Genomic DNA, 25,180 nt, shown 5'->3' with positions numbered 1-25,180 from the left:
AGTTCCTTATGCGAAAGGGTGGGCCAGCTCGACGCAGGCGAGGCGAGTGCCGTCGCCCATTACTTCGAGCGCAGAGCGGAACACGGCGTTAGGTACAGCTGTACCGGCGTCCGCGTCTTGCACCTTGCCTGTGGCGTCGACCTCAACGGCGCCGCCATCGGTCACGGTGCCTGCGTCGGTGACCACGCACCACGCTAGGCCACGCGTCAGGACAGACACGTCGTCGTACTGGACGTAGTTATCGATCTTGGTGTGCGTATGCAGGGCGATGCCCGCAAAACGTGTGCCAGCGCCGTTCACAACAGCACCATCGGCATTGACGCCGACTACATGGCCAAAATTGACCACGCCTGCCGCCGGGAAGGATTCGACGCGATCAAAACCAGCATCTGCCTTCATACCCGCTCGGGCTTTATCCATTTCGTAGATCATTGGTCACCCTCCACTTTTTCGCCGCGAAGACGTGCGGACATTTTTTGACGCGCTGAGGCAGCACTAGCCTGGGGCTTCTCGACTGCATCTTGGTTGATGATGGTCGCCGTCTTACGCTGACTGGCGGCATCGTTGCGACGCTGGGTAGCGTCCTTGGTCACGATGTCGAAAGTAGCGTCCACATAGGCATCGGACTGGCCATCAAGAGCGGCATCGGTGCGCAGCTTTTTGATAACTGCTTCTTTGATAGAGCGGTCAGTCGAGTCTTGCTTGATTTCGACGCCATGCTCTTTAGCAGCCGTTTCCAGCTCAACGCGAGCACGCGCCTGCTTAACGCCGTCTTGCTTAAGCTGCTCGATCTCTTGATCTTTAGCGGCCAGCTTGGATTCAGCATCGTCAGCGCGGGCTTTTTCTTTATCCCGCTCTGACTCAATCGCCTTGGCGTCGCTGCGCGCTTGGTTGTACGCCTGGGCCACTTCGGGAACGGCGTCATACTCGATGCCGTTATCCAGTCGGATCTTATTCATAACGGGAGAATCCTCGTTAGTTGGGGTTTCGGCATCGTCGACGCCTTCGATGATGGTTGCGGCGTCGGCCGCGTCCAGATTCAGCCGTGCATTACCTGCCCGACCGATGGGCACAACCGCTAGATGATTCACGCGGATGTTGGTTTGGATAGCGTCGTAACGCTCTCCGTTGTATTCGCCGGGCTCGTCGATCAGATCGACCGCGTAGCCAACGGATAGCTCTTTCCAGCCGTCTTGCTTGATCACGCGAGGGTCGTGAATGACGATGTCGCTCACCACGTTATCGCCGTCCTGGCGCCCCTCGCTGGTGACGGTGCCAATCTGGTGGGCTTTGAGGTTGCCAGCGTTGACCTTGCCGGGGTGCCCCTTGGTGATGGGCTTGTTGCGGTAGGTGGCTAGGGAGTCAGCCTTGAAAACGTCTTCCGGCAGCCGCAGCTCTCGCCGTTCTTTGCCGTTGCCGTCTCTGTAAACGAAAACGCCCGTGCGAGTCAGCACGGGCGAGTCTTCTAGGTAGCCGTCTTCGGTGAACTTCGCACCGATAGGCACCCGGTCGTAGCGGTTTACGCTCATGTCAGTCTTACCTCGTCGCGTTCAGGCCATTTGGGCTCAGCCCAGCAGCGGCATCTAACGGGAATGCCTGGATGACCATCGGGTGGCGGCTGGCTCCACTTGAATGCCTGGTTGTTGCGCCTCTTATGCTCGGGACGCTCGCGGCCATCATCAACGCCGCGCCATGTGTACTCACTGACACCCACGCTCTTTTGACGGTATTCCGTCAGGTTGGCGTTTAGCTTGCCCACTTGGTCGTTGGCGATGAGCTGAGCGCGGTTAACTGGCTGGTCATAAGTAGCGCGTATCGTCTCTTTAAGCTGCGTGACGTTCTGGCCTTCGTTGATAGCCCGGATGATCGTGCCTTGAAGGTTATCGACGTACTGCTCGGGGATAGAACGAATCAGCTTTAGGTTTTCCAGCTCCCAGGCGCGCATCAAGTCATCAAGCCATGGTTCAGCGCGGTTATACGCCTCGCCATAGCGCGCCCGCGTGAGCCTGCGAACTTGCCGCAGGTTGAAATCTTTGATCCGCTCAGCAAAGCGTTTAACGTCCACGCCATCGAAGTTGGCTGTTGATCCGGTGAAGGCGCGAAAGGCGCTTGAACCCAGCGTGACCGACAGCACAGAGTTAAGCAGCTTGTTGAGCCGATCAACCCATGTGCCCTGGTCGCCATCATCACCAATGGAGTCAGGACGGTACCGGTTAGCCATTTCATGCAGCGCCGATATTTCCGGCATCAACTGCTTATTGATCTCTACCCGGCATTGCTTGGCCACGCGCTCAATATCTTTCTGATACTCGCGCTCGATGGCCTCGGGGTGTGCCCACTTAGGCCGAGCCATTAGCCACCCCCAGGTCATAGCGACCCTCGGCAATAGCGGCTTTGCGCAGCTCAGTCTCGCTTACCACGCCCATGTCGTAGTCGATCTGCCGCGCCTCCGCTTCCGCCTTATCGGCTTGAGCGTTCTTATGCCGCGTCTCGGCTTGCTGCGCATCGGTAGGCGTCCAGAGCGAAGGCCAGTCGATTTTCCAGTCGGCAGGTAGAGTTACGCCTTGCTGCTTTCCAATCGCCTCAATAAGCCGCTCGATGGCAGGCTGTGCTGAGGTCTTCTGTATGCCTTCGCAAAGGTCGTACAGGGATTCGAGGTCATTCTCCCCTGTGTTGTTCAGACCAGCAGCCGAGCGCCCAAACAGCTGAGTAACTGGAATACCTGTATCGGCTGATACGGCCACCTGATATTCACCGATCAGGTCTTTAATACCGCTGACGTTCTGGTCATAAACCGTGTAATTGTCCTCAGCATCGACCGCTACGCCATTCATCAGCGAGCGAACGTCATCAACTAAGTCGACGCGCTTGCGAACCAAGTCCTCTTGCTTGTTCTGGATTAGCTCAGCCAGGCCTTTCATTTGGTGCACGGCTTGCTGCTTACGCTTGAGTATTTCGAGCGCCAGAATAAGAGACTTTTTGTACTTCTCGATGGAGTTGTACGCCTCAATCACGGCAGGGCGACCCAGCCACGGCACGCGGGCGCCAATCTTTAAGCGCCCAGGCAGAGGCTCGCCATAAACAGGTAGTAGGCGTGACTCATGGACTGTGAAGAAATTGACGGATACCGACATGCCTGCCTGCTGGGCAGGGCGAACCTGATAAATCTCAGGCTGGCCAAAGGTGGGCAAATTGGGATCGCCGTAATACCCGCCAGGGGCAACCGATAGCTGGTCAATCTCAACCACCCGAATCTCAGTAATGCTGCCGAAGCTTTCAGGCAGCGGCTCATCCAGCGTGCCTGTGTCAGTCAGTAGCATTAGCGCCGAGCCGCCGTCCAATCGCGCCCAGCGAATAGCGTCGGACATATTGCCGACTAAATCGAGTCGGTCGAATTCGTTGGTGATAACGCCCTTATCATCGCCCTTGACCTCAATGCCTCTCGACATGCAGAGGTCGGCGGGAATATCAACTACGCGGGAATAGATGCCGCCGCGTGCGTACAGGGTGGCGTAATCGACAACCTGAGACTGTCGACGGCGACCGCCGGTCAATGCCGAGCGATAGCCGTCCTCGTTGTAACTCGGCATGGTGTCTCCTAGCTGGCGAGGGCTTCAAAGCGACTCTTAAAGTTTTTGCCGCCGATCATCGGCTGCAGTGCGTAGCGAATGGCATCGATGCAGTGGTTGTGCTTATCAACGATTGTGGTCAGAACGTCGCCAGTGAGACGATCTACCTTGTAGCTGTACAGACGCGCCTCTTTGAGCGTTTCCATGCAGCGAGGATGAATAACGATCTCTTGATAGCTGCGAAGATGGGCAATGCCGTCCTCGACGCTACCCGGCCATTTCTCCACGGCCTCGATGCGCGGCAGGTTTTGGCGAGCACCACCGTTATTTGATGCGACGTGATTAATGGTTTCGGGACGCGCCGAGTCAGCGCGCACCACATGGCGCTCGATCTCGGGTATGCGCTCGATCATGTACTTGGCAATGTCGTCGTTCTCCAGTGCGACTTTGCCCGCTTCATATTCGATATACAGGCGCCGGTCATTCACCCAGCACTTGACGCCAGCCGTTGGGTCTTGCGAGAAGCCCCAGTCGATACCGTAATAGGGACCCGACCATTCATCTGTCGGCTCGAACTCTGCAACGCGGTACTTGCCAGCGAGTATTTGCGCCTCACTGTTCTCGCGATACGCGCCGTCCCATATCCAGGCATACGTCTGGTCATCGAGGGTTTCGCGGTCGTTTAACCGCTCCATGTCGAGCACAGCGGGGAACCAGGGGTTGTCGGTGTAGTTGATCTCGACAATCTTGGAGCCTTCCGGCGCGTTCTTGCGAAAGCGGGTATCGGTAGGGCTGCCGTCTTTCTCAGGGTTCCACGTTATCCATACTTCGGAATTTTCTTCGCGCACCGTGGGCAGCAGCTTTTGCCACGCTATCTCGCTGACCGTTTCGGCCTCGTCCACCCAGGCAAGCAGGATGCGGGCCTTTGACTTGATGCTGTCGAGGTTGTGACGCAAGCCTGCGAATGTGTACCAGACGCGGCGGTTTTTGGTGCGGATGTACTTCTCGCCAATGTCAAAATAGGCGTTCAGCCAGTCGACCGAGCGGATCGCCTGCTTCACTTCCTCCATACTCGAGTCTTCGAGGGAGTTCATGTACTCGCGACCGCACAGGATGACCCCAGACTGCTCAGCCTCGGCGAACATGTAGGCACGCACAGCCGACATTAGGGCGAATGTGCGAGTCTTGGCAGACCCGCGCCCACCGTAGCCGCCACGGTAGCGTACTTGCTCTCCTGGCTTGTCAGTGAATACGGGGATTAGCTTCGGCGGTAGCTCAAGCGTCGCTGTCGTCATTGGGCGCTACCAGCTGGATGGTCGTCGGCTTCGGTGTCATGCTGCCGTCACTAGATATGTGATCGTGTTTCTGCGCCGACTCCCAGCCCTGCATCTTGGCAAGCTGCTGAAGAGCCTGAAGCGGGGAGTGCGTCTTTATCTTTATGCCATCTTTACTGGCATTCAGCTCGGCAATGGCAGAGAGGGCGTTAGCATCTTGCAGGGCAGAGTCGCGGATTTTCCACGTCGACTGAATGACCGGCTCGCCATCAACCTCTCCAAGCTCGTATGAACCAAACTCCACCAAGTCGGCAAGGTCGGCGCGGGCGAAATTGGAAAGTCGCTCTAAGGCCTCCTGTCGAGTCATAACAGCGTCCGTGACGGCTGACTGATTAAGCTCTTCAAGCCTTGCCCTAATCTTGCCCATAGCTAGCAAGCGTGAAGCCTTCTCGTTGATCGTCTTGGGGGTCATGCCCTTGGTGCTGTAAGCCTGGCGATACGCCTCGCTAGCATTACCTAGCTTGAGGTATGCCAAGCAAAACCGCTCCTGCTTTGCGGTCAGCTTTGTGCGAGGGTTATCGTTAGCCATTATCTCTCTCTGCTTGCTTACGAGCCTCTACGTACTCGTGCATGTTGGTGATACGAAAGGGGAGGCGTTCTCGAATCTTCCGAGCTAGCTCTTTAATGCGCTCTCTGCGGCGCTCGCAGGCTTTACAGGCCATTTGCATAATCCTTGTCGATTATTGCCCGTGACTTAGCGCACCCGTTCGCGAGCCTGTGTAACTATTCGCCGCTTTTGTACAGCTTTCGCCTACGATGCCAGTACGCGGACATGAGGAAAGCGCCCACAATCCAGCGAACGCGCACCCAGGCCGAAAGGCGTCTACTCGCATAACGAATCCAGCATCGCGCCTTGCTCATCGCTAAATGCCCACAGTTGGTTGATGTACGATTCAATACGCCGGTACTCAGCGTCGCCAACGGCATCCCACAGCTCGCCGCGGTCGATCTCGGGTAGCGCGGGCTGAGGAGGTGGCGTGCATTGCGGATTAACCGGCACATACTCGACCGTTGTGCAGCTAGCGACGAAAAGAGCCAGCGGGGCGCTCAGTAGAAGGGCGATTATCGGCTTCACGTTGCACCTCATTGGATTTCTCGCGCACCTGGGCGCGGGCATCATCAATAGCGCGCTCGGCTTCAAGCACAGCGCTCTTGCTCTTAGCCTCAGCCTTGGCACGGCTTGCGGCTTCTTTTGCTCGATCACGCTGACCGCTGGTGTACAGCAGCGCAGCACCGAGCAGGCCAATAACCATTGCCAAAAAGCCGGCGATTTTTGCCCATAGATTGCTAAACATGGGTCTTTCTCCGCTCTCGCTCTGTAGTGACGCGCTGCTGGGGGATTAATCGAGCAATCACGCCAGCGATGGCTACCAGTGAGGCGAGCAAGGCATAAGCCCACTCAGGCATAACGCCCTCCCAGTGGGGCAATACGGGCTGTAGTCCGCAGAGAAGGGCGGCGATGACTCCGAGGCGTACAGACCACATTGACGGAGCTTTGCGCCACTCAGGGATTAGGTTCATTTCTTCGCACCCCTCACGCGATCAGCAGCGGCCATCAAAATTAGATCGATACTGCGAGGCCCAGCCCAACCGCACACACCGGCAATCGCCGCCGCTGGCCAACCGTCTAGGCCGAAATAGACGTTTACGCCCGCAGCCATCGTAATCATGACGACCAGCGCAGGTGCATCAAGCCACAAGCGGCGCGTAAAGAATCGCTCACGCTCGCCGCTCTTAACTTCGTGCGCGATTTTAGCGAGTAGACCCATAACGACTGCTACCGACGTGCCTAACGCCAGTAGCACCTCCTGTATTAGTCCTGTGTTTCGCCATGGCATTAGGCGGCCCCTATTTAGGTTTCGTTGTAAAAGACTTCGCGAGCATTGCCATTGGCGTACCCTTCAAGATAAACGGCGCGCACTTTGGCGGCTGCCTCGGCTTTGGTTATGCGCCCATCCTGATCAGCGTCTAAGCCGCGATTTTGCGTATATGCCCGCGTGCCATCGTTGAACAGCACAGTGCCGAGCGGGCTGGAAATGTACTTCGGCATGAGAATCGCCATGTACATGTCTTCCAGGCAGCGGACGCGCTCATGCCATCGGTACTTGGTGAAGTAGGCGTAGACGTATTCGAGCTGCTCCACTGCAGTCATGCGAGCTAGGGCGTCAGTAGTGGTGTCTAGATCGCGGGCAGTTGCTTCCATAAACTGGATCAAGCCTCGACCGCTGCTGCCCGCTTGGTTTTTGATGCTGGGCGAGAACGTCCTGGCAGATTCAAACGCCATGCATCCCATTAGCTCGTCGGCTAAATCAGGGCCCCAGCCCATGCGCTCGCAGATCTCAAATAACTTGTCGATAAACGCATCATCGACTTTAGCGCCCCACGGCAGCATGAACGGCTGCGGGGTATACGTAGCCGTACCCTCCTGGGGCACTTCTCGCAGGAAGGTGAAAGCCATGGGATGCCTCAGAAATAAAAAAAGCCGCCAGGGGAAGGAGGGCGGCAAAATCGAAAAGGGAGAAACGAAAAAGCCCGCACAATGGCGGGCCGGTGAGCTCATGCATTTTCTGCAATAGCTCAAATAGAAAAGCCCCGCGATTAGCGAGGCTTTAAGGTATTTGGCGTCGTCTGACTTTTATCGCCAGAATATCAAAAGTGTACATTTGCGAGCATTATTTCGTCAAGCTGCATTTTTTAGAAAGTTGCGAATTTCTCGGTTTGTTTGGGAAACAGCATTGCGAACGGGCTTCATGGCGCAATCTTCGAGGCTGTCAATGATAATTCCCAGCAATTCCCAGACAGCCACCCATCCATCTTGATACCAGTTGTTACGGATGATCTTTACGCCGAGATACTCTGATGCGAACACGCAAACCTCTTGAGGCGTCCACCCCTGTCGGCTTCCGTCAACATTGAGCCGATCCTGCATCATGCGCGCCTGGATTAATGCCTTTGCGCGCTCTTTGCGCTTGTCGCGCCATTCATCCCATGCCGGGGTATTCATGATTAGCCGCATCAGCACAGTGTCGAAAACGTCATCGTGGTAGCGGTTGGCTTGCTCTGTGTCATTCAGGCTCAACCAGTGGCCTACATTGGCCAGGGTTTTGTTGTCACGCTCAAGCTTGATAATTGCAGAGTATACGGCATGGTAGCTGTCGCCAAACGCGGCTCCTGGGCCGCCCTTGCGAGAGCGGTCTTGGCTCGCGCTAATCTGCTCTCGCGTGTACGTGACTATCTTTCCATCATCATTGAAACCGAGCACGTAGCGCTTACGCTTACCGCTCTTAACGATGACAGGATCAGTCTGGCTTTCCTCAAGATCAACCATTGCCTGGGTGCGAATACCGCTTTCAAAAGCCATTGCCCAAGCCTCGCGCGGATTGTTAGCTAGATATTTCATGCCTTCACCTCGCCACGCAGCCATTCATGCAGAGAAGGGCTTGCAGAAACCACCTTCAGCTCAGACTCTTTGCTTTCGCCAACAGTGGGGCCGAATATCTCGAACATTAAGCCGTGATCTTCAGTAACCACGATCAGCTTCTCGCCTTTGCGCTCCAGCTCTTTAAGGCCGTTCCAACTCGAAACCTCCCGCCAGCCTTCCTTCATCACGCCGCCGATTTCGATGTCGTAGAAACGCTCTGTTCTGACTGTCGCTTTCATGCCGCCCCCTTGCGCTTTTCGTTGACCACCTCATCCCATACCGCTTTCACTGCGGCTTGCGTTGCGTGCGGGAATTTCTTTGCCCACTGTGCGTGTATGGCTAACCGGTTTCCCTTGGGCGCTGCCAGCATCTGCCGTGCGATGAACTTCACCTCGCATTGCCGCGCCCATTCATGCCATTCGGGCGGGTAGCCGTTCTCGCCACCGAGTTTTCGACCATCCGGCCACTGTGTAGGGCGCTCGATCATGCAGTCACCTCAACGGGTATCAGCTCAACCCACGTCCCGCTTTCGGCCTTCCGATCAATCTCGGGCGGGTCCATGATGACTCGGCGCACGTACTGTCCACGGTCGTCGGGCAGCAATCCGGCAGCCACCAAGCCATCCTCTATGTGCTTCATGCTGATCGAATAATTACTGGTATCCCGCACCCGCTCGCCTTTACCCAGTCGTGGACGGAACACCAGATCGACCTTGCCGGTAATCGGTTCGACGCCCTGGCAAGCCGCCTTGCACGCCCATGCGGCGGCTTTCACCTCACGGTTGTTTGCGTGCTTATTGGCTCGCAGGGCTACGTTGGTACTGCTGGCGATGTAGGGGACGAATATCAGCATTATTAATCTCCCTCCGCTTCGTGGTGGCCGTTGGCGATCAACTCTTGACTCACCTCTGCGGCACTCGCTTGCCATTCATGACGCGCGTCAGTCAGGGCTCTATTGCAGGCAGACACCTCTTCGTCGTCGCGGCCTTTAATAGCCTCGTTGATTGCGTACTCGGCGACCTGTAGCCGATGCGCTGCTTTGGCCAGCCGCTGACCGGCCTTCGCGCTGATAGATATGCGCTGCTCATACATGTCGCAGTTTTCACAGACGCCGCCATTAGCCTCAATAAACCCCGCGCCGTAACTGTTAGCTGGATAGGAGTCGCCGCATTTGCAATGCACGAACTGTTTTTCTATCGACTCGGGCGGCGCCGTTCTGGCTGGCGGCGTATGGTTTTCTCTGTTCATTCCTCACCCTCCATTGGCTCGCCTTGCTCATCCAGGCCTTTGAAAATGAACGCCGCGAACGCGATCAGCACGACGGCTCCAATGCCCAGCAGGGCGGGGATGGTCCAGATGCTCATTGGTCGCCCCTCAGTGCCAGCTCCAACCGAAACAGGTCACAGCAAATCTTGTGCGCTAGGTGGTGGCAGCCGGTTTCGTCGTCATGCGGCCCATGTAGCGCTAGGGCTAGCTCATGGCGCATCGACGCGGCTTTATAGCGGCGCTCGGCGTCGTCAACGTGCGCCCAGTTACCGGGTGCGTACTTCACTGCCCCTTGGGTGAGTACGTCGATCACTTCATCCAACGCGTGCGGCATATCAAGCAGCAGGTCAGCGCGCAGTTTCTCGCCGTCGAATTTCATACCTCGATTTAACCCTGTAGATCCATTCACAGCACGCCCTCCCGTAGTGCGGTATCCAACGTTCTCGCCACCCACTCCCATTGCTGGTCCCATAGCTCAGGCGTCCGGTGTATCTCGTCGTGGTGGCGGCGGCAGACAGGTATCGCCATCGAGTCAGGCGCAGTCGTGCCCATCCCGCTCATACGGCCAACGCCAATAATGTGATGGGGATCGTCAGCAGGCGCGTGGCACATGACGCAGGGCTGACGCTTTACCCAGTCCAAATACTTACGGTTGCGGTAGGGCTTTTGCTTGAGCATCTAAGCCACCTCCCTGTAATCATGCGGGTTGATTCCCTTTAGGGCGGGATCCGTCAGGCGCATGCCCAAGCCGGCGAAGTGTTGGTAAATCGCATCGAGGTAGCGCGACTTTTGCTCTTTGGTCATTAACCGCGTGCAAGGGAAGTCCAACGGCTCCTGCATCAACTCCAGCTTGGCCTCATACGGCAGTGGCTTAACGATGCGGTCGTACTTCTCTTTGAATTCGGGAAGCTCCCAGCGCAGGATCGGCACGGCGAAGTGCAGCTTGCAGAAGCCACGGTACTCCTCGGCGGTCTGGTCGCCTTGGGCCTCTGCCTCTAGCAGCCATTTGCGTTGGAGCTTGTTCTGATCAACGCTCCGCTTTACCTGTCGCTTTTGAACGATGATCTCCACGTCTCCCCATAGCTGGATAGCGTCAGTCAGCACACGGGGTAGTTTGGAGATAGCAGCCATAGCCTCTTGTAAAGTGGCGGCACGGCTGACGAACGGCTTATTCGCTGGCTTACCCATGCTCCACCTCCCGCGCCCTTGATCTCGCCGCCGCGACTTCAGCTATGTCTCGCAGTGATGTGCCAACTGGTAACGATTTGCGCCAGTGGTAGAACTGGGCCTTGGTGATGCCGTGCTCTTCCAGAAGCGCTTTGACATGCCCTAGCTTCCGCGCCGGTTTTGTAGCTGCTTTTTTGATGTCCCAGCCATAGGAGTTCACTCGTTTCTCGTATGTGATGTACGCAATTCCATTGGCCTTGGCGGCAATCAGTCCTTCTCTGTAGTTCATTTGTCACCGTCCCCGCTAGTCGCCCAGTAAAACAGCGCTAACAGCGCGGCTATGGTGATAATCATGCCTATGCCGATTCCGGCGAGTAGTTGCCAGCTCATGCCGAAGCCCTCCGCTGTTGCCAGTAGCGCAGGGTCACGCCCCGAGCCAACGCCATGATCTGATTGTCGAGCTGCTTCACTCTGTGCAGGCGCGGTGCTGCCTTCACTTGACGCAGCATGTAGCCGTGGGCTTTCACCTCGCCGAACCGGTACGGCTCAACCTCAAGCAGACCGGCGTACTCCGGCAGCTCGCCGTCTTGCACGATGCCGGGGGCCGTCACCATCCAGAAGTAGTTCGGCGGTACTAGGCCACAGCAGTTTGAGCCTGCGGCGTGCATCCTTGACGTTTCTTCGGCGCGCTGTTTGGCGCTGGCCAGCACATGAGCTCGCCACCACTTGGCCGTCTGGCTGTCGCCTCGAATCTGGCGCAGCTCGGAAAGCCAATCGGCACGGCTCACCTTGATCTCGTAGGCATGACCTAGCCGTGACTTGGTGATCGACGCTACATCAGCTTCCGAGCCCCATACAGAGCCGCAGTTCGGCACCGTGATTTCGTGCTTGGACGCTTTGCAGCTGGCGTACACGAGGTCTTGGACGATTGCCTCCGTTAGTGCTGGCAATGAGCTCATGCGACACCCCCGATCCATGCAGTTAGCCGATCCATAAACCCAGGCTTGGCCATCGCTTTTAGGTCGCTTGCCGTGTAATAGCGCTCACCCTCGGGCGTTGAGCACTTCACGCTGCCGTTGCCGTACTCGATGCGGACAACGATTCCCTTGGCTCGGAGCTGGGCGCGTTGTTTAATTGAAAGGGTCATAGGTCGAAGCCCCCGTTTGCTGTGAGCTGAAAGCGAGGTCGCTAAACGTGAAGCAGCGAAGGTTTCCAGAGGCGCGGACGGTGCCGATGCTTCCGCCGCGATGTTTCCTGACGATCAGCTCGGCCACGCCTTGTTCTTGTGTTTGCTCGTTGTAAACTTCGTCTCGGTAAAGCATCACGATCTTGTTGGCGTCCTGCTCAACGCTGCCTGACTCTCGGAGGTCGGCCATTAGCGGGCGTTTATCAGGGCGCGTTTCGACGTTGCGGTTTAACTGGGATAGAAGGAGTACGGGGCACTGGCATTGCATGGCCAGCATCTTCAAGGCGCGGCTATATTCGCCAACCTCAATAGCGCGATTAGCGTTACGACTGCCTTTTGAGCCCACTAGCTGTAGGTAATCAACGACAATTAGGTCGAGAGGCTTCTGCTGGTGGAGTGATCGGCATTTGGAGGCAATACCCTCAATGTCGAAAATGTTATCGAAGCATTTAAGGTCGGCTTCTTTAAGCGCCTTAACAGTCGGGCCGAGGTGTTTATAAAGGCCGTCATCGTCACTCTTGGGTGCTGCGTAGCGATCCGCCCATACCTTCCCGCCCTGGCAAAGCATTCGGTCAAAAAGCTCGCCAGCATCCATTTCGAGGGAGAATACGGCGACGCGCTTGCCTTGCATGGCATTCAGGCGCGCTGCTTGTAGCGCAAGGGCGCTCTTGCCCATTGCGGGCCGTGCAGCTAACACCACTAATTCGCCAGGGCGCATGCCGTAGCAGAGGTTATCTAGGTCTTTCACGCCAAACGTAAGGCCGATGTGCGAGGCTTTGCCTAGCATCCGGTCTTCCAGCGCCATGATGCGCTCGTCGATAATGTCGCGGTTGGTGCGCTCAGCCTTTGGTGCGTCGTCTTCAATGCCTAGCAATAGCTCTCGGGCGTAGTGCAGCAGCATATCCGCATCGTGATCAGATTCAGCCAGCGCACTCAAACCGCTAGCTAGGCGTCGACGGCGAGCCTTACCGCTAATGACGCTTGCCCAGGCGAGCACTAGTTCAGGGTTTGTGCTGTAGCACTCGCGCATAGCCTCAGCAAGCAAGCCAGCAGGGGCAGCGCAATTATCGGACACGCTCACCAAGTCAGGCGTCACGCCCTTGGCTGCCAGTGACTGCATCGTCTGCCAAATTTCAGCGTGGTACTCGCCACCCAAATCATCAGCGCGGACATTCGTTTGACTGATTAGCTCAGGAGACCTAAGGCATGCACCGATTAGTAGCGACTCGTAGTGGATTAGCTCGCTCATCGTGTGGCACCTCCTTGGTTGCAGAGGTTGCCATTGGCAGCGCGGCCAAAGCGGCCCTTGTAGAACAGGCTCCAAATGTCAGCATCAGCGCTGCGGAAGTCTTGTTTGGCGGCGATGGTCTCTAACGCCATGCGCCACCACTTCAAGCCAGTTTCTAGCGAGTCATAGCGAACGCGGCCATTGACCTCAACGCCGTAGAACTCAGCCCAGCGTTCAGCCAGCGCGTCAGCAGACTTCGTGCCTTGCCAGTCAAGCAGGTTGGGCGCTTTTCCTTTCACCTTGCCGCAAGTGTCGTCCCAAATGGCTAGCAGGTCGGCATGGGGGCAGGCGGGGAGGTTGGGGCTGTTTGCCGCAGGCGTCTGCCGCTCCTCGATATCATCAAGCCAGCGCTCGTTGTTCAGGTACGTGGTGGGGTGGAGTAATTCAAAACCTTGCTGTTCGGCAGCGAGGCGCTTACCAATGTCGCTGGCCAGGAATTCGGCAAACTCCATTGGGTCACGCTTGAGCCGTTTGGCAGTGCGCTTGAATTTTTCCTCGGCACGTTTGCGGTCTTTTTTCGGTAGTCCAGCGTTGTAAAAAACTTCGAAGGCGTCACGCAGAATTTGCGCATTAACTACTGCGTCAGCAGTAGTTATGTCTTTCATGTCTTTAGAAGGCAGGTCGTTTTGACCTGAGACAGATAGGTCGTTTTGGCCTGAGTCAGTGCGTTTTGTTAATGGCTCAGGAATGACGCGCTTTGGCTGCTCAACCTTCCATTCTTCAGCATGCTTATTTAACGATACAGGTGACCTGCTGCCACCCTTGCGAACGATGACGTCTTTCTCGATAAGGCTGGAAAGAACCTTTGCGCAAGTGGTCGCATGAATACCCGTCAGCTTTTCCAGCAGGCCGCCTGTAACGCGAGCCTGCTTGCGATTCCAGCCATAGGTGAGGCGAATGACGGCCATCACCACACGAAGCTCTCTCAGCGTGAAAGGCGCTGCCATGACCTGCTCCAGCAGCTCATTCGCGATCCTGGTGTATCCGTCCTCCACCTGCGGGCCTCGCTTTTCCCTGACTTCGCCAGGAGGCGTTGAAGGGAATTGATATATCTCTGCGGATGCCATAGACTTTCTCCATGGATGACGTATGTAAAAGCCCGCTCGCTCCCCAGCGATAAGCGGGCTTTTTGCGTTTAGATGTTCAGTCCGATCTTGCGAATCTGAGAAGGCGTCAGCTTTCCAGTGCGCTGCATACCCGCTAGCACCTCGCTGTATTTCGTTGAACCTTTAACCTCGCTTAGCGGCAGGCGACCTTTGGTCATCCACTCCCAGACTGACTGGCGAGCTTTCCCCAGTTCGTCAGAAACGACGCGAACGCCGCCGCAGTCGGCTATCAGTTCCTTTAGGGTTGGTTGTTTATCCATGTTTATTCCAAAGGTTAGGTTAACACCTAACGATAATAGCCAATAACACCGCACGCAGGCAAGTTTATACCTAACTTTCAGTATTGAGATAACGCCCATTGCGTTTAAAATCAGGTGAATGGCTTACATGTTGGAGAAAGGCATGGCTCGCAGGAGGACTGACGACGATATAAAGCGCCGGATGTGGAGCGCGCTTTTGGCTGCGGCGATGAAGCACCACAACACTGATAGGGAGCACGGAATGCTCACAGCTATCGCAAGAGATGCGGGCGTTTCAAAAGCCTCTGTGAGCGAGTGGAAAACCGGAAAGAGCTATCCCGAGGATGCGACGCTAAGAAGACTTGCTGGTCTATACAGGGTTTCTGCAGAGTCGCTTTCTGGCTACTCGTCTAATGATGAAGAGTACGGCCCACCCGATGAATTGCTTGCTCGCGCTGCCGATATAACTCAGTCGATCATTGAAGAGCTGCTGCCTAACGGGAGCAGCGCCCAATTCATTAGCGTCATGCGTCGCGCCCATGAAATTATTCTTGAGGGCAAGGAGGACGTAGAGGCGCGAGGCATTCTGTTTGAAGAAGTTAGGCAGATGAAGCGAGAAGGCTGAGGGCGCCTAGGGTGGGGTAGTGCAACACTTTCAACTTAAAGCAGATAATTGAAAACAGGGGTATACTGATGTCAGATAAAAAATCACCAGGGCAACAGCCGCGTGACAAATCACGTCCTCAGCAAGATCAACCGAGGCCTTCAAATGAGCAATTCAACGACCGCAGAGATGGACTCAACGAAATCATGCAGAGCCGACCAGCACCGAAGCCCAAGCCAGGTAAGTGAAGATCAGGACGCCGAGTATGATTTTCGCTTTTATGTAGTCAGGAATATTAGATACCACTCCAGGCGAGCATCTTTTTTTGGGTATTGGCATCGCTTGACTGCATTTGTGGGCGTTGTATTTGGCTCATCGGCAGCAATCTCTTTTTTTGCATCTGGAAGCCCTAAGATCGCTAGTGCGCTAGCTGCAGTAGTGGTGATATTTTCAGCGATAGACCTTGTGGTCGGAGCGGCGAGCAGAGAATCACTGCACAACGAATTGCGTCGTCGCTGGGTTGCTTTGCAACGCCGCTTCGAGTCAGACGGTCTGTCTCACGAGCTACAGATTGAGAAACGCTCTATAGAGATGGACGAACCGCCGGAGCTGCCTATTGTAGAGCTTCAGGCATATAACGATGCGTCCTTATCCATCCTTGGAAAGGAGGCGCACGAACACCTGATCACATTTAAGCTCTGGCAAAAGCTGCTCGGCCAAGTCATGTCTCTTGATACGACCAAGCTGCACAAAGAGGCTGATGATCGCCAAGCGGCTTCAACCTAGCCTCATTGCTGTCCAATAACCCGCCCTAGAGGCGGGTTTTTTGTGTCTGTCTGTTTATTTAAACAGCCCCTTTGGGGGCGATGTTAGTCGCGAAGATTCCCCGTAAAATCTAATCAGATGTCTAGTTATTGCTTGCTAGACGAGGTTCTATATACTGTATCTATGTACAGTTAAAAATAAGGGGGCGCAATGACGGGAATGGAAGCAAAAAGCCAGATAGGTAAGGGGCGCCGCGCGCCATCTGAACGATCTGAGCGCCTTATGCGGGCATACGATTACCTCAGAAAAGAAATTTCGCTAAAAAAATTGCCTCCTAAGTGAATGATTTAGCCTTACAAAATATCCGCGCATAAAAAGATTGTCAGGTTTAGCTTGACGATCTTTTTTTATTGCCCTAATGTTAGGTTAACACCTGACGAGATAAAGCCATGAACCTTACTAACCGCCAGACTGAAATAGTTGAACGCTTGGCAATCGGCGCTAACTGCGAAGACATAGCCAAAGAGTTTAACCGCTCGGTTCTGACGATTAGAACGCACGTAAAGCAAGCATGTGAGCGGCTAGAAGCCAAGAACATCGCGAACTTAGTGGCTATCTCGATCAGGAAAGGACTGATCTGCCTAGTAGCAGTAGCAATGCTCACAGGCACAGACGATGCGATGCGCCGCAGTGGCAAGACTCGCATCGCCCGAAAGGCGGATCAGGTTCAGATGATCGCCTAACCGGAAGCTGACCGTAACAGCCGCTCTTTAACAATCGAATATTCCTTCCCCAGGTATACAGGGGCGACCGGCACCCAGTGTTGTCGGGCGATCACGCCACACCCTAGTGGGCGATCAGGACATGCCTTGTGCTAGCCCCTGATTTGGGCGCAAACGAATGAGCGGGAGCCTTTCCGGAGCGTTAAGCAGTAAGCGATGCGGTGGCGTGGGATAAACGAATAGCCCGTTCACTGAGCGGGCATCGGGATGGGTGAATGCGCAGGCTGATGCGCTACGGTAGCGGAAGTGTCCTTAAGTGGGCCTTGGCGAGCCGCGTAAAGTTGACGATGCACCATGAGACCGGCTGGGAAGCCGGCAAGCCGGAGATCAGCACCGGCCGCCCATCCCGATGTTTCACGGATTAACAGGAGAGCGGTATGGAAATTACGCTGCTGAAAGTAAGCACCGGCCCTGATTGGGAATACAAATTTAAGTTCTCATGGACACGATACGTTTTTGGATTTGGATTCAGCACCCCTAATTACGCGACGGGGTATTACGCAAACCCGTTCGCAGCGCTGAAAAACTTCATGACGTTTGTATCTAAGCGAGATATGAAGCTAACCGTGAGTGGCGGCTAGCCGCTAATCAACAGGAGGTGGGTATGGCAGCAGCGGATTACAGGCTTTGCGATGTATGCGAAGCAAAGACTTTTTACGATGCCGAGCTTAATTACGAGTTCGGCGGCGCTGAAATCTCATGCCGCAACGGCGGGGATATGGTTCTCGGCCAAGAGTTACAAGGACTTGGAGACTGGATTGTTATTTGCAAGAGATGCGCGCAAACGCATGAGATTGTCTTGCAGCCAAAGAGCAATACGCGAACCTCTGCGCAGTGAGGACCAAAGCCTGCCGCCTGGGCTGAGAATACAGGCGGCATCCAAATACCTCTTGCCCTGTCGGGACTCGGGGAAGCGCCAAGGGGTATCTGGATGCTAATACCGGCATCGTCCGGCGGCATCACACTGGCATTGCCCGCTCCGGCGGGCTTTTTTAATTCAGAGAGGTGAAATATGCAGCCACATCAGCAACGCGTCGTCACTGAAAAAGAAGAGCTGGACAAGAAAATATTGGCACTTGATGGGTTTATTGGTGGCGATATTTTTTCAGGGCTAGATAAAGGCGAGAAAGACCGCCTTGTCCGCCAGTACAAGCACATGTCTCAGTACAGCGCTGTGCTTGGCGAGCGAATTAGTCATTTCTGACAATCATGTCGCATCAACAGCCTGCAAGCAGCAGGCTTTTTTACACCGGAATGGCTGTATGAGTAGCCATTCCCGCGCTGCTTCCCTCATTAACCTGCACTGGCACTGCGAGAGCCGCGAGGCAGCGCGCCTAATTAGAGAGGTGTTTATGGAAGCATCAGACGAGGTCGTTCGAGATGTAAAGGCCGCTTGCCATCATAGATTGGACACATCCAAGAAGGGTGGCCACGTCAAAAAGCAGTGGCTTGAGTGCAACAAGGTTCTGAACATTATCTATCGCATGGAAATGGCAGAGCAGCGATTAGCCGAACTGGAGCATACCGATGGCTAACCGCCCACTCGACAAAGAAGCGCTCGACAGCAAAGACAGGGCGGCGCAGCGGTTGCTCTATCGCCGCCGTATTGCAGCGGATCACAAGCGCGCTGAGCTAGCGCTACAGCGAGAGCCTAAGGAGTGGGTATGGGTGAGCTAGTGAAGGTAGAGGTCAGCAAGCTAGAAGGCGAAGCGCTTGATATAGCGGTAGAGAAGGCGCTTGGCGGCGTGCGCGAAGGCCATCGAGTTGATTTCCCTAGCGGCTACTGGTGTGTAGGCCTATATCGGCCTTCGACTGAGTGGCAGCAGGGCGGGCCGCTGATTGAGGAGTACGTGACGGCGTTGAATCAGTCTGATTATGGCGGCTGGTGGGCGCATTCAGGCGACCATGTCGGCGAAGCGCTAATGCCGCTAATCGCTGCCATGCGCGCCATTGTTACCAGCAAGTTAGGCGACACCGTAGAGATGCCCAAGGAGCTGGTTACATGACCGTCCGATACATCATCCAGCAGCCCTACCAGGGCCGCATCGTACCACTGGCCCATAAGGGCCTTTTTTATGGCCGTCGTTCTGCCCGCATGGCAGCAAAACACCACGGCCACCCACCCCAGTTAATCAAGAAGGTGACGAGACATGAACGCGAGAACGCTTAGTTTAACCGTCCTAGTGGTGATCATCGGCAGCATGGTACTAGCCGCCAGCCTGGATGCGGCTGACGAAAAGAGCCTGCACCAGGGCTACTGCACGGAAGTGGCAGTTTGGCAGGCCGAGGAGGCGCGCGGCATTGATCCGCTAGATCGCACCGGCCATCCAGATTTTAGAGGCATCGCTGCTGAGTCGTGCCCTGGCCTACGGCCTGCGCCGTGATGCCGCTCGATCTACTCATTCAAATATCCGCAATGTTTGCCGCTGGCGTAGCGGGATTTTGCTGGCTAGCTAGAACCAATTAGGAGGCATGACATGACAGCGATTCAAAAAACGCCACTTGAGCGCTTTCAGGAGACTATTGGCGAGCACCAACTAACCGTTATTCGCGATGACGGCCTATATCGTCACCTGCGTTGCGCTCGACCCCAGAGCAGCGACCGTTATTTCAACATCACCACATGGCCGGGCTTCCTGTGCATAAGCGGTGACATGGGCTGCTACGTGTTCCAACGCATCGAGGACATGTTCGCGTTCTTCCGTAATGACGAGATAGGCATTAACCCCGGCTACTGGGCAGAGAAGCTGCAGGCTGGGCCGAGCATCGCGCCGGACGAGATCAGCAAGGAATGGGTCGAAGACAAGTTTCGGCTTGAGATTAAAGAGTGGTTCGAAGACGCCACCGAGGATTGGAGTGAAGAAGACAAAGCCGAAGCGTGGGAAGAGGTAGAGAGCGAGGTGCTGAGCGAGGCGGACAACGAATGGCGCGCTATCAATGCAGCCATGGAGTTTCGTTTCAACGATGAAGAGCTATTCCAAGACTTTTGGGAAGTCGACTGCAAGCGGTGGAAAACCCACTACCTCTGGTGCTGCTACGCCATCGTGTGGGCTATCCAGCAGTACGACGCAGTCAAGCAGGAGGCATGACATGAACATGGCTTATGCAGTACCCGATCAAACCGCCATCCGGTATCCGCAGTTCTCGCCAGAGGCCGACACGACGCCCTCGGAAATGTTTGCAGAGGGCGATTACAACATGACCGACTCGCTCATGCGTTGGTGTCGGCAAGAGGAAAACGAGCAGTACATTCTCGACATTTTCTGTCACCGCAACGGCAACGGATGCCGAGACGAGGCCATTAAGCAGTGGGAAAAGGAATTGTTAGCGGGAGAGTGGGAATGAGCAACTGGAAAATCACAGGCCCGCCGCGCTTCTTTGAGGGCGTCGGCATGGTCTACCCAGTCACTAAAGGTGGCAGTCGCTTTAACGCCGCTGAGGAAGACGAGCTAAAGGCGCTGCTGGCTGGGTGGATTAGCGTTGATGAGCGACTGCCAGAGAAGTCTCACAAAGAGTTAGCCCTATGGAATGGGCGATGGTCATACGTGGGTAAGTATTTAGGAACCATTGGCGGTGACGGTGAGTTTTACAATCCACATGATGATCGCTTGCGCGGAATCACTCACTGGATGCCACTACCAGCCCCTCCCACCAACTAAAAAGCCCGCTCCTGGGCAAACAGGTAGCGGGCCAGATCAACGTCGAGAAGATCAACACGGAGTTTATATGAGCAACATCACCCGAAGCAACAGCGCAGGCTTTGCGCTGCAACCGTCAACGCTCAATGAAGCGTTTGAAATGGCCAACATGCTGTCTGCTAGCCAGATGGTGCCGAAGCACTATCAGGGAAAGCCGCAAGACACTTTGGTCGCCATGATGATGGGGTCAGAGATTGGCCTTAACCCCATTCAGGCGTTACAGAACATCGCGGTAATCAACGGCAAGCCCGCCATCTACGGCGATGCGCTGTTAGCCCTGGTGCAAAGCCACCCGAAGTTTGGCGGCCATGAAGAGAGCTTTGATGACGCCACTATGACGGCAACCTGCACTGTGTGGCGAAAGAGCGACGCTAGCAAGCATACGGTGAAGTTTAGCCAGGAAGATGCACAAAAAGCAGGCCTGTGGAGCAAGCAAGGGCCGTGGAGCCAGTACCCAAAGCGCATGCTGATGTGGCGCGCACGCGGCTACGCCTTACGCGACAAGTTTGCCGACGCGCTGGGCGGATTAATCACTGTCGAAGAAGCCCGCGACATTCCCGAAGAGCGCGAAATTAACCCGATGCCAGCGGAGCAAGCGCAGCCCCAGGCACTGCCGCATTACCCAGCCGAATCCTTCGACAGCAACTTTCCGAAATGGCAAGGCCTGATCGAGTCAGGCAAGAAAACGCCGGAGCAAATTATCTCCATGGTTAGCAGTAAAGCAGAGCTAACCGACGACCAGAAAAAAGCGATCCGCAACGTAGCGAATCAGGAGGCAGCATGAACGTATATGAGGTAGCCCAAGGCTCACAGGATTGGCACGCATTGCGCGCCTCTTGCTTCACAGCGTCTGAGGCTCCCGCGATGGCTGGAGTCAGTAAATACCAGTCGCGCTCTGATCTGCTCAAGACGAAATACACAGGCGAGGTGCCGGAGGTGACGCCAGCGCAGCAGCGGATCTTCGACAAGGGCCATGCCGCCGAAGCCAGCGCACGCCCGATTGCCGAGCGCATCATTGGTGAGGAGCTATACCCCTGCACTGCCACCCACGACGAGCACGACTGGATGCTAGCCAGCTTTGACGGTTGCACCATGCTCGAAGACGTTATTTGGGAGCACAAGCTCATCAACGACGAGCTGCGCGCCGCCACGGCCGATACGTTGGCCGAGCATTACAAAGTGCAGATGGATCAGCAGCTAGCCGTCAGCGGTGCCGAGAAGTGCTTATTTATGGCCAGCGACGGCACCGAAGACGACTGCAACTACTTTTGGTACACCACCACGCCGGAGCGCATCGCGGCGCTGTTCGCAGGCTGGGCGCAATTCAAGGCCGACCTAGAAGCCTACCAGCCCCAGGCGCAAACGGTAGCACTGCAAGGCGAGGCGCCGGACAAGCTGCCCGCGCTCAGCATTCAAATGACTGGCGGCGTGCAAGCATCCAACCTTCCCGACTTCAAAGCCAAAGCGCTGGCCATGATCGTAGGCATCAAGACCGAGCTGGTCACCGACAAGGACTTTGCCGACGCTGAAAGCACGGTTAAATGGTTGCAGAAAGGCGAAAAGCAGCTTGATGAAAGCAAGCAGCGCGCCCTTGAGCAGACCGCCAGCATTGCCGAGTTGTTCAGCACCATCGACGAGTTGCGCGAAACCATGCGGCAAAAGCGGCTGCACCTGAACAAGATGGTGAAGGCTGAGAAGGAAAACAGGCGGTTGGAGATTGTCGGCAATGCTACTTACGCCTTTAATCAATTCCTTGAGTCGCTGGATTGCCCTGTTGAGCCAGTACATAGCATTGATATTCCAGGCGCTATAAAGGGCAAGAAGACGATAAGTACCTTGCAGGCTGCTGCCGATGATGAAGTCGCTCGCGTCAAGATCGAATGCCAGCAGTTGGCGAACGAGATCAATGGCAACAAAGTGCTGCTCGATAAGGAGCAAGGTGAATACGCTTTCCTGTTCAGCGACTGGCGCGACCTTATCCAGAAACAGCGCGACGACTTGCAAGCGGTGATTGCTGCCCGAATCGCTCAGCATAAAGAGGTTGAGCAGAAGAAGCAGGATGCCGAGCGCGAACGCATTCGTCAGGAGGAAGCCGCCAAGGCGCAGCGTGAAGCCGCCGAGGCGGAAGCTAAGCGCCAAGCCGAGGAAGCCGAGAAACGCAAGCCAGAGCCTGAACCGATGCCTGCCGCTGCCGAGCATAAGCCTATAGATACCAGCCGTATTAATGCCGCTGCCGATTCATTCCAGCGTGGTAGCCAAGTTAAAGCGCCGGAGCAAGTGACGATCAGTCGAAAGGAATATGACCAGCTACTGGCAGACCAAGCGCGACTTCATGCCCTAGAAGATGCAGGGGTATCTCACTGGTCAGGCTACAACGAAGCCATGAAGCAACTGAACGCAGCCTAGCCCCTCACGCAGGGGCTTTTTTAATACCTGGAGATAATCATGCCTAATTGGGTAACCAACGTAGTAAAAGCGCCGAAACACGTCATTGAAGCCATGACGAACGAAAAGGGTAACGTCGACTTCTCTTTAGCCATCCCTTTTCCAGGGCCTAACAATGACTGGAGCGGTATTGCTAGCGACGCCGAGCAAGCGGCAGAGATAATTTGCGGCATTCCAACGAGCGAACACCCGCTTTTGCGAGACTTACAAGCTGCAAGTCGCCAGCGATTCGATATTAAGACTCTATCCGATGAATCATTTCAGCAGTTTATCGGGATGGTCGAGAATTACCGCGCCTGCGGCTATTTGCACGGCATGGAGTTTGCGCGAAAAGTCTGGGGCACTAAATGGAATGCCTGCGAAAGCGACGTAAAGGCAGATGAAGGTATCGCTCGTTTTGATACCGCGTGGTCATGCCCAGAGGGCGTGCTGGAGTCAGTTTCTAAACGTTTTCCAGATGACGTGATCGAGGTCACGTTTGCCGATGAAGATATTGGCAGCAACTGCGGGACATTTAAGCTCAAAGACGGCGAAGTCCTGGAGCCGAATATAGCGCCCAGCTGGCAAAAGATGGACGAAGAGGAGCGTGCCAAGTGGTCAACCTTTGCGCTTGACGTGAAGGGCTGGGATGCGGAAGAGGAGGAGGGCTAATGTGGTTCAAAAACCTTCACGTCTACCGCCTGCATGCCGAGCAAGCCATAGGCCTTGAGCAGCTAGTCGAGCAAATGGCGTGCTATGCCGCCAAGCCGCTAGGCGATGCAGACGCCCGCCGCCTGGGTTGGACGGCGCCCGCTGGCCGATTGGGCAATGGCCAGCTTGTTCACGAAATACAGGGTCACCGGCTCCTGTCCGCACTGCGCCAAGAGCGGCTTTTGCCTGCATCGGTCGTGAAAGAGGAAGTCGACGAGCAGGTGGCTGAGATCGAAGCCCGCGAAGGCCGCAAGGTAACGCGCAAGGAAAAGACAGCGCTTAAAGAGAGGGTCACCGAGGAGCTAATGCCCCGCGCCTTCGTGCGCAGTCAGAAAATAGACCTCTGGTGGGACACTGAGCGTCAACTGATCGGCGTTAATGCCAGCAGCCGAAGCCGAGCGGAAGATGTTCTCGACCTGCTTCGGGAGACTCTGGGCAGTTTGAAAGTGACGCCTCTGAGTAGTCAGGTGTTGCCGATTCGAGCAATGACGACGTGGTTGGGTGACCCATCATCGCGGCCTGCCGACCTACAGCTAGGCGATACCGTGGAGCTGAAAGCCAAGGGTGATGACGGCGTGGTCAAGGGGCGGCAAGTCGATCTCGATAGCGACGAAATGCAGCAGCTCTTAGAGAGTGGGCGGCAGGCTAGCAAGCTGGCGTTGAGCATCGAGGGTCAGCTTTCATTCGTCTTGCACGATGATTTGGCGCTGAAATCACTACGTTTTGGCGACGCGCTGATTGAAGAAGCGGATATGACGGACGATGGAGACGACGCCCTGGCGCGACTGGAAACAGACTTTGTGCTGATGGCCGGATGCCTACGACAGAGCGTTGCCCGCATTGTTGAATGGTTGGGCGGTGATGCTTACGCGCCGCCGGAAAAATTCAAGATGGAATTAACCGACTAGGGCCCAAGAGGGCCTTTTCTTTTGGAGGCTATATGGCTCGCAAATACCGCCGCTGGTCTCGCGATGAGTACGACCGGCTGGAAACGCTCATAAACCAACGTTGGCGGTATGCCGATATAGCCGCCGATATGGGTAGAGAGATTTACAGCGTAATCGGCGCTGCACAGCGCATCGGGCTTATGTCAAAAGAGCGCCAAGGCTGGCGAATGAGAAAAGACTGGTTAGAGACAGACAGAATCCTAATGGACTGCATCGAAGCCAGAATGATGACCGTACCGCAAGCGCACGATTACATGGCCGGAATTGGCCAGCCTGTCGCCATGGGCGCGCTATACCGAAGGCTAAAAACCATGCCAATCGACGTACGACGAAGAGCAAAAGAAAACGCGGTTATGCGGATGACGGCGGTGTGTCAGCGCGTACACCGTCGACGCAAAAGCAAAGCGATGGCGATATGACGACCTACGAAGAAATAAGCGCCTGCCGCAAAAGGAATCGACGCTTCTGGAACCAGGATTGCCACTTTGCCATCGCTCAGATCAGGGAGGCGCGGCGGGTAAGCGATGCAAAGCTTGAAGCCAATCATCGGCGATGCCTGAAAAACGCCCTAAAGCACCGGGCAGAGCATACCTATCTGAAAGCTGGATTATGAAACCCACCACCAAGCAATGCCCAAAGTGCGGCTGCACCCGCCTACGCCTTTTCCGCTCAAT

45 protein-coding genes are annotated in these 25,180 nt (G+C 55.6%); 19 read left to right on the top strand and 26 right to left on the bottom strand.

Annotated features, from left to right (window positions below):
• Positions 1 to 6 precede the first annotated feature (6 nt).
• The 26 genes from IR195_RS11035 to IR195_RS10910 form a co-directional block, all read right to left on the bottom strand.
• Positions 7 to 432 carry a structural cement protein Gp24 gene (locus tag IR195_RS11035; protein ID WP_206047528.1) on the bottom strand — a complete coding sequence of 142 codons (426 nt, stop codon included), beginning with the start codon at positions 430 to 432 and terminating at the stop codon, positions 7 to 9.
• On the bottom strand, positions 429 to 1,529 hold the full coding sequence (locus IR195_RS11030) for a DUF2213 domain-containing protein (protein ID WP_206047527.1): 1,101 nt from the start codon (positions 1,527 to 1,529) through the stop codon (positions 429 to 431). The genes IR195_RS11035 and IR195_RS11030 overlap by 4 nt, the downstream gene beginning before the upstream one ends.
• Positions 1,526 to 2,353: a phage head morphogenesis protein gene (locus tag IR195_RS11025; protein ID WP_206047526.1), complete on the bottom strand. Its 828-nt coding sequence runs from the start codon at positions 2,351 to 2,353 to the stop codon at positions 1,526 to 1,528. Before IR195_RS11025 ends, IR195_RS11030 begins: the two co-directional genes overlap by 4 nt.
• A complete protein-coding gene (locus tag IR195_RS11020) occupies positions 2,340 to 3,590 on the bottom strand; it encodes a phage portal protein (RefSeq protein ID WP_206047525.1) in 1,251 nt (416 codons plus the stop codon). Before IR195_RS11020 ends, IR195_RS11025 begins: the two co-directional genes overlap by 14 nt.
• Before the next feature lie 8 nt (positions 3,591 to 3,598).
• Entirely contained in the window at positions 3,599 to 4,864 is a 1,266-nt protein-coding gene (locus tag IR195_RS11015; RefSeq protein ID WP_206047524.1) for a PBSX family phage terminase large subunit, read from the bottom strand.
• A complete protein-coding gene (locus IR195_RS11010; protein ID WP_206047523.1) occupies positions 4,845 to 5,432 on the bottom strand; it encodes a terminase small subunit in 588 nt (195 codons plus the stop codon). Before IR195_RS11010 ends, IR195_RS11015 begins: the two co-directional genes overlap by 20 nt.
• Positions 5,425 to 5,565, bottom strand: coding sequence for a hypothetical protein (locus IR195_RS11005; protein WP_206047522.1), 141 nt, complete (start codon positions 5,563 to 5,565; stop codon positions 5,425 to 5,427). The genes IR195_RS11010 and IR195_RS11005 overlap by 8 nt, the downstream gene beginning before the upstream one ends.
• A gap of 161 nt (positions 5,566 to 5,726) precedes the next feature.
• Complete coding sequence (locus tag IR195_RS11000; protein ID WP_206047521.1) at positions 5,727 to 5,903, bottom strand: hypothetical protein; 177 nt, start codon at positions 5,901 to 5,903, stop codon at positions 5,727 to 5,729.
• 19 nt (positions 5,904 to 5,922) lie between these two features.
• Complete coding sequence (locus IR195_RS10995) at positions 5,923 to 6,198, bottom strand: hypothetical protein (RefSeq protein WP_206047520.1); 276 nt, start codon at positions 6,196 to 6,198, stop codon at positions 5,923 to 5,925.
• Positions 6,191 to 6,424 carry a DUF7940 domain-containing protein gene (locus IR195_RS10990; protein WP_206047519.1) on the bottom strand — a complete coding sequence of 78 codons (234 nt, stop codon included), beginning with the start codon at positions 6,422 to 6,424 and terminating at the stop codon, positions 6,191 to 6,193. The genes IR195_RS10995 and IR195_RS10990 overlap by 8 nt, the downstream gene beginning before the upstream one ends.
• Entirely contained in the window at positions 6,421 to 6,741 is a 321-nt protein-coding gene (locus IR195_RS10985; RefSeq protein ID WP_206047518.1) for a hypothetical protein, read from the bottom strand. Before IR195_RS10985 ends, IR195_RS10990 begins: the two co-directional genes overlap by 4 nt.
• A 14-nt stretch (positions 6,742 to 6,755) precedes the next feature.
• Positions 6,756 to 7,361 (bottom strand): hypothetical protein, encoded by a 606-nt coding sequence (locus IR195_RS10980; RefSeq protein ID WP_206047517.1) that lies wholly within the window; start codon positions 7,359 to 7,361, stop codon positions 6,756 to 6,758.
• Positions 7,362 to 7,583: 222 nt separating this feature from the next.
• Positions 7,584 to 8,303 (bottom strand): hypothetical protein, encoded by a 720-nt coding sequence (locus tag IR195_RS10975; protein WP_206047516.1) that lies wholly within the window; start codon positions 8,301 to 8,303, stop codon positions 7,584 to 7,586.
• Positions 8,300 to 8,563 carry a hypothetical protein gene (locus tag IR195_RS10970; RefSeq protein WP_206047515.1) on the bottom strand — a complete coding sequence of 88 codons (264 nt, stop codon included), beginning with the start codon at positions 8,561 to 8,563 and terminating at the stop codon, positions 8,300 to 8,302. Before IR195_RS10970 ends, IR195_RS10975 begins: the two co-directional genes overlap by 4 nt.
• Complete coding sequence (locus IR195_RS10965; protein ID WP_206047514.1) at positions 8,560 to 8,811, bottom strand: hypothetical protein; 252 nt, start codon at positions 8,809 to 8,811, stop codon at positions 8,560 to 8,562. The genes IR195_RS10970 and IR195_RS10965 overlap by 4 nt, the downstream gene beginning before the upstream one ends.
• Positions 8,808 to 9,176, bottom strand: coding sequence for a hypothetical protein (locus tag IR195_RS10960; protein ID WP_206047513.1), 369 nt, complete (start codon positions 9,174 to 9,176; stop codon positions 8,808 to 8,810). The genes IR195_RS10965 and IR195_RS10960 overlap by 4 nt, the downstream gene beginning before the upstream one ends.
• Before the next feature lie 2 nt (positions 9,177 to 9,178).
• Positions 9,179 to 9,571, bottom strand: coding sequence for a hypothetical protein (locus tag IR195_RS10955; protein WP_206047512.1), 393 nt, complete (start codon positions 9,569 to 9,571; stop codon positions 9,179 to 9,181).
• A 112-nt stretch (positions 9,572 to 9,683) separates the two neighbouring features.
• Complete coding sequence (locus IR195_RS10950; protein WP_206047511.1) at positions 9,684 to 9,998, bottom strand: dATP/dGTP diphosphohydrolase domain-containing protein; 315 nt, start codon at positions 9,996 to 9,998, stop codon at positions 9,684 to 9,686.
• Complete coding sequence (locus tag IR195_RS10945; RefSeq protein ID WP_206047510.1) at positions 9,995 to 10,267, bottom strand: DUF968 domain-containing protein; 273 nt, start codon at positions 10,265 to 10,267, stop codon at positions 9,995 to 9,997. Before IR195_RS10945 ends, IR195_RS10950 begins: the two co-directional genes overlap by 4 nt.
• Complete coding sequence (locus tag IR195_RS10940) at positions 10,268 to 10,777, bottom strand: hypothetical protein (protein ID WP_206047509.1); 510 nt, start codon at positions 10,775 to 10,777, stop codon at positions 10,268 to 10,270.
• On the bottom strand, positions 10,770 to 11,045 hold the full coding sequence (locus IR195_RS10935; protein ID WP_206047508.1) for a hypothetical protein: 276 nt from the start codon (positions 11,043 to 11,045) through the stop codon (positions 10,770 to 10,772). Before IR195_RS10935 ends, IR195_RS10940 begins: the two co-directional genes overlap by 8 nt.
• A gap of 97 nt (positions 11,046 to 11,142) precedes the next feature.
• Positions 11,143 to 11,715, bottom strand: coding sequence for a hypothetical protein (locus tag IR195_RS10930; RefSeq protein ID WP_206047507.1), 573 nt, complete (start codon positions 11,713 to 11,715; stop codon positions 11,143 to 11,145).
• Positions 11,712 to 11,903, bottom strand: a complete 192-nt coding sequence (locus IR195_RS10925; RefSeq protein WP_206047506.1) for a hypothetical protein — start codon at positions 11,901 to 11,903, stop codon at positions 11,712 to 11,714. Before IR195_RS10925 ends, IR195_RS10930 begins: the two co-directional genes overlap by 4 nt.
• Positions 11,887 to 13,191, bottom strand: coding sequence for a replicative DNA helicase (locus IR195_RS10920; RefSeq protein WP_206047505.1), 1,305 nt, complete (start codon positions 13,189 to 13,191; stop codon positions 11,887 to 11,889). The genes IR195_RS10925 and IR195_RS10920 overlap by 17 nt, the downstream gene beginning before the upstream one ends.
• Positions 13,188 to 14,297: a replication protein gene (locus IR195_RS10915; RefSeq protein ID WP_206047504.1), complete on the bottom strand. Its 1,110-nt coding sequence runs from the start codon at positions 14,295 to 14,297 to the stop codon at positions 13,188 to 13,190. Before IR195_RS10915 ends, IR195_RS10920 begins: the two co-directional genes overlap by 4 nt.
• 68 nt (positions 14,298 to 14,365) lie before the next feature.
• Positions 14,366 to 14,596: a hypothetical protein gene (locus IR195_RS10910; RefSeq protein ID WP_206047503.1), complete on the bottom strand. Its 231-nt coding sequence runs from the start codon at positions 14,594 to 14,596 to the stop codon at positions 14,366 to 14,368.
• A 241-nt stretch (positions 14,597 to 14,837) separates the two neighbouring features.
• On the opposite strand from IR195_RS10910, the gene IR195_RS10905 reads away from it, so the two are divergent.
• The 19 genes from IR195_RS10905 (at position 14,838) to IR195_RS10815 (ending at position 25,119) form a co-directional block, all read left to right on the top strand.
• Positions 14,838 to 15,200, top strand: coding sequence for a helix-turn-helix domain-containing protein (locus tag IR195_RS10905; RefSeq protein WP_206047502.1), 363 nt, complete (start codon positions 14,838 to 14,840; stop codon positions 15,198 to 15,200).
• Positions 15,201 to 15,344: 144 nt separating this feature from the next.
• Positions 15,345 to 15,965 carry a hypothetical protein gene (locus IR195_RS10900; RefSeq protein ID WP_206047501.1) on the top strand — a complete coding sequence of 207 codons (621 nt, stop codon included), beginning with the start codon at positions 15,345 to 15,347 and terminating at the stop codon, positions 15,963 to 15,965.
• Positions 15,966 to 16,393: 428 nt separating this feature from the next.
• On the top strand, positions 16,394 to 16,687 hold the full coding sequence (locus IR195_RS10895) for a LuxR C-terminal-related transcriptional regulator (protein WP_206047500.1): 294 nt from the start codon (positions 16,394 to 16,396) through the stop codon (positions 16,685 to 16,687).
• Positions 16,688 to 17,103: 416 nt separating this feature from the next.
• Positions 17,104 to 17,307 carry a hypothetical protein gene (locus tag IR195_RS10890; RefSeq protein WP_206047499.1) on the top strand — a complete coding sequence of 68 codons (204 nt, stop codon included), beginning with the start codon at positions 17,104 to 17,106 and terminating at the stop codon, positions 17,305 to 17,307.
• A 23-nt stretch (positions 17,308 to 17,330) separates the two neighbouring features.
• Positions 17,331 to 17,564: a hypothetical protein gene (locus tag IR195_RS10885; protein WP_206047498.1), complete on the top strand. Its 234-nt coding sequence runs from the start codon at positions 17,331 to 17,333 to the stop codon at positions 17,562 to 17,564.
• Between the two features lie 174 nt (positions 17,565 to 17,738).
• The gene (locus IR195_RS10880; RefSeq protein ID WP_206047497.1) at positions 17,739 to 17,930 is read left to right on the top strand and encodes a crAss001_48 related protein; all 192 of its coding nucleotides are present in this window, start codon (positions 17,739 to 17,741) and stop codon (positions 17,928 to 17,930) included.
• A gap of 58 nt (positions 17,931 to 17,988) precedes the next feature.
• Entirely contained in the window at positions 17,989 to 18,261 is a 273-nt protein-coding gene (locus IR195_RS10875; protein WP_206047496.1) for a hypothetical protein, read from the top strand.
• Positions 18,254 to 18,403, top strand: a complete 150-nt coding sequence (locus IR195_RS10870) for a hypothetical protein (protein WP_206047495.1) — start codon at positions 18,254 to 18,256, stop codon at positions 18,401 to 18,403. Before IR195_RS10875 ends, IR195_RS10870 begins: the two co-directional genes overlap by 8 nt.
• Positions 18,391 to 18,732, top strand: coding sequence for a phage protein NinX family protein (locus IR195_RS10865; RefSeq protein WP_206047494.1), 342 nt, complete (start codon positions 18,391 to 18,393; stop codon positions 18,730 to 18,732). Before IR195_RS10870 ends, IR195_RS10865 begins: the two co-directional genes overlap by 13 nt.
• A 144-nt stretch (positions 18,733 to 18,876) precedes the next feature.
• Positions 18,877 to 19,110, top strand: a complete 234-nt coding sequence (locus tag IR195_RS10860) for a hypothetical protein (RefSeq protein ID WP_206047493.1) — start codon at positions 18,877 to 18,879, stop codon at positions 19,108 to 19,110.
• 93 nt (positions 19,111 to 19,203) lie between these two features.
• Positions 19,204 to 19,815 (top strand): hypothetical protein, encoded by a 612-nt coding sequence (locus IR195_RS10855; RefSeq protein WP_206047492.1) that lies wholly within the window; start codon positions 19,204 to 19,206, stop codon positions 19,813 to 19,815.
• 1 nt (position 19,816) lies between these two features.
• Positions 19,817 to 20,071 (top strand): hypothetical protein, encoded by a 255-nt coding sequence (locus IR195_RS10850; RefSeq protein ID WP_206047491.1) that lies wholly within the window; start codon positions 19,817 to 19,819, stop codon positions 20,069 to 20,071.
• Positions 20,068 to 20,385, top strand: coding sequence for a DUF551 domain-containing protein (locus IR195_RS10845; RefSeq protein ID WP_206047490.1), 318 nt, complete (start codon positions 20,068 to 20,070; stop codon positions 20,383 to 20,385). The genes IR195_RS10850 and IR195_RS10845 overlap by 4 nt, the downstream gene beginning before the upstream one ends.
• Before the next feature lie 67 nt (positions 20,386 to 20,452).
• The gene (locus IR195_RS10840) at positions 20,453 to 21,208 is read left to right on the top strand and encodes a recombinase RecT (RefSeq protein WP_206047489.1); all 756 of its coding nucleotides are present in this window, start codon (positions 20,453 to 20,455) and stop codon (positions 21,206 to 21,208) included.
• A complete protein-coding gene (locus IR195_RS10835; protein WP_206047488.1) occupies positions 21,205 to 22,830 on the top strand; it encodes a lambda-exonuclease family protein in 1,626 nt (541 codons plus the stop codon). Before IR195_RS10840 ends, IR195_RS10835 begins: the two co-directional genes overlap by 4 nt.
• Before the next feature lie 39 nt (positions 22,831 to 22,869).
• The gene (locus IR195_RS10830) at positions 22,870 to 23,520 is read left to right on the top strand and encodes a DUF1281 family ferredoxin-like fold protein (RefSeq protein ID WP_206047487.1); all 651 of its coding nucleotides are present in this window, start codon (positions 22,870 to 22,872) and stop codon (positions 23,518 to 23,520) included.
• Positions 23,520 to 24,467 carry a recombination-associated protein RdgC gene (locus tag IR195_RS10825; protein WP_206047486.1) on the top strand — a complete coding sequence of 316 codons (948 nt, stop codon included), beginning with the start codon at positions 23,520 to 23,522 and terminating at the stop codon, positions 24,465 to 24,467. The genes IR195_RS10830 and IR195_RS10825 overlap by 1 nt, the downstream gene beginning before the upstream one ends.
• A gap of 32 nt (positions 24,468 to 24,499) precedes the next feature.
• Positions 24,500 to 24,925, top strand: coding sequence for a hypothetical protein (locus IR195_RS10820; protein ID WP_206047485.1), 426 nt, complete (start codon positions 24,500 to 24,502; stop codon positions 24,923 to 24,925).
• Complete coding sequence (locus tag IR195_RS10815; protein WP_206047484.1) at positions 24,922 to 25,119, top strand: hypothetical protein; 198 nt, start codon at positions 24,922 to 24,924, stop codon at positions 25,117 to 25,119. The genes IR195_RS10820 and IR195_RS10815 overlap by 4 nt, the downstream gene beginning before the upstream one ends.
• Positions 25,120 to 25,180: the final 61 nt, after the last annotated feature.

Origin of the sequence: Vreelandella venusta (assembly GCF_015689495.1) — a bacterium.
GTDB lineage: Bacteria > Pseudomonadota > Gammaproteobacteria > Pseudomonadales > Halomonadaceae > Vreelandella > Vreelandella venusta.
Note: the sequence above shows the minus strand (reverse complement) of the source record. Positions and strands in the feature narration are given on the sequence as shown.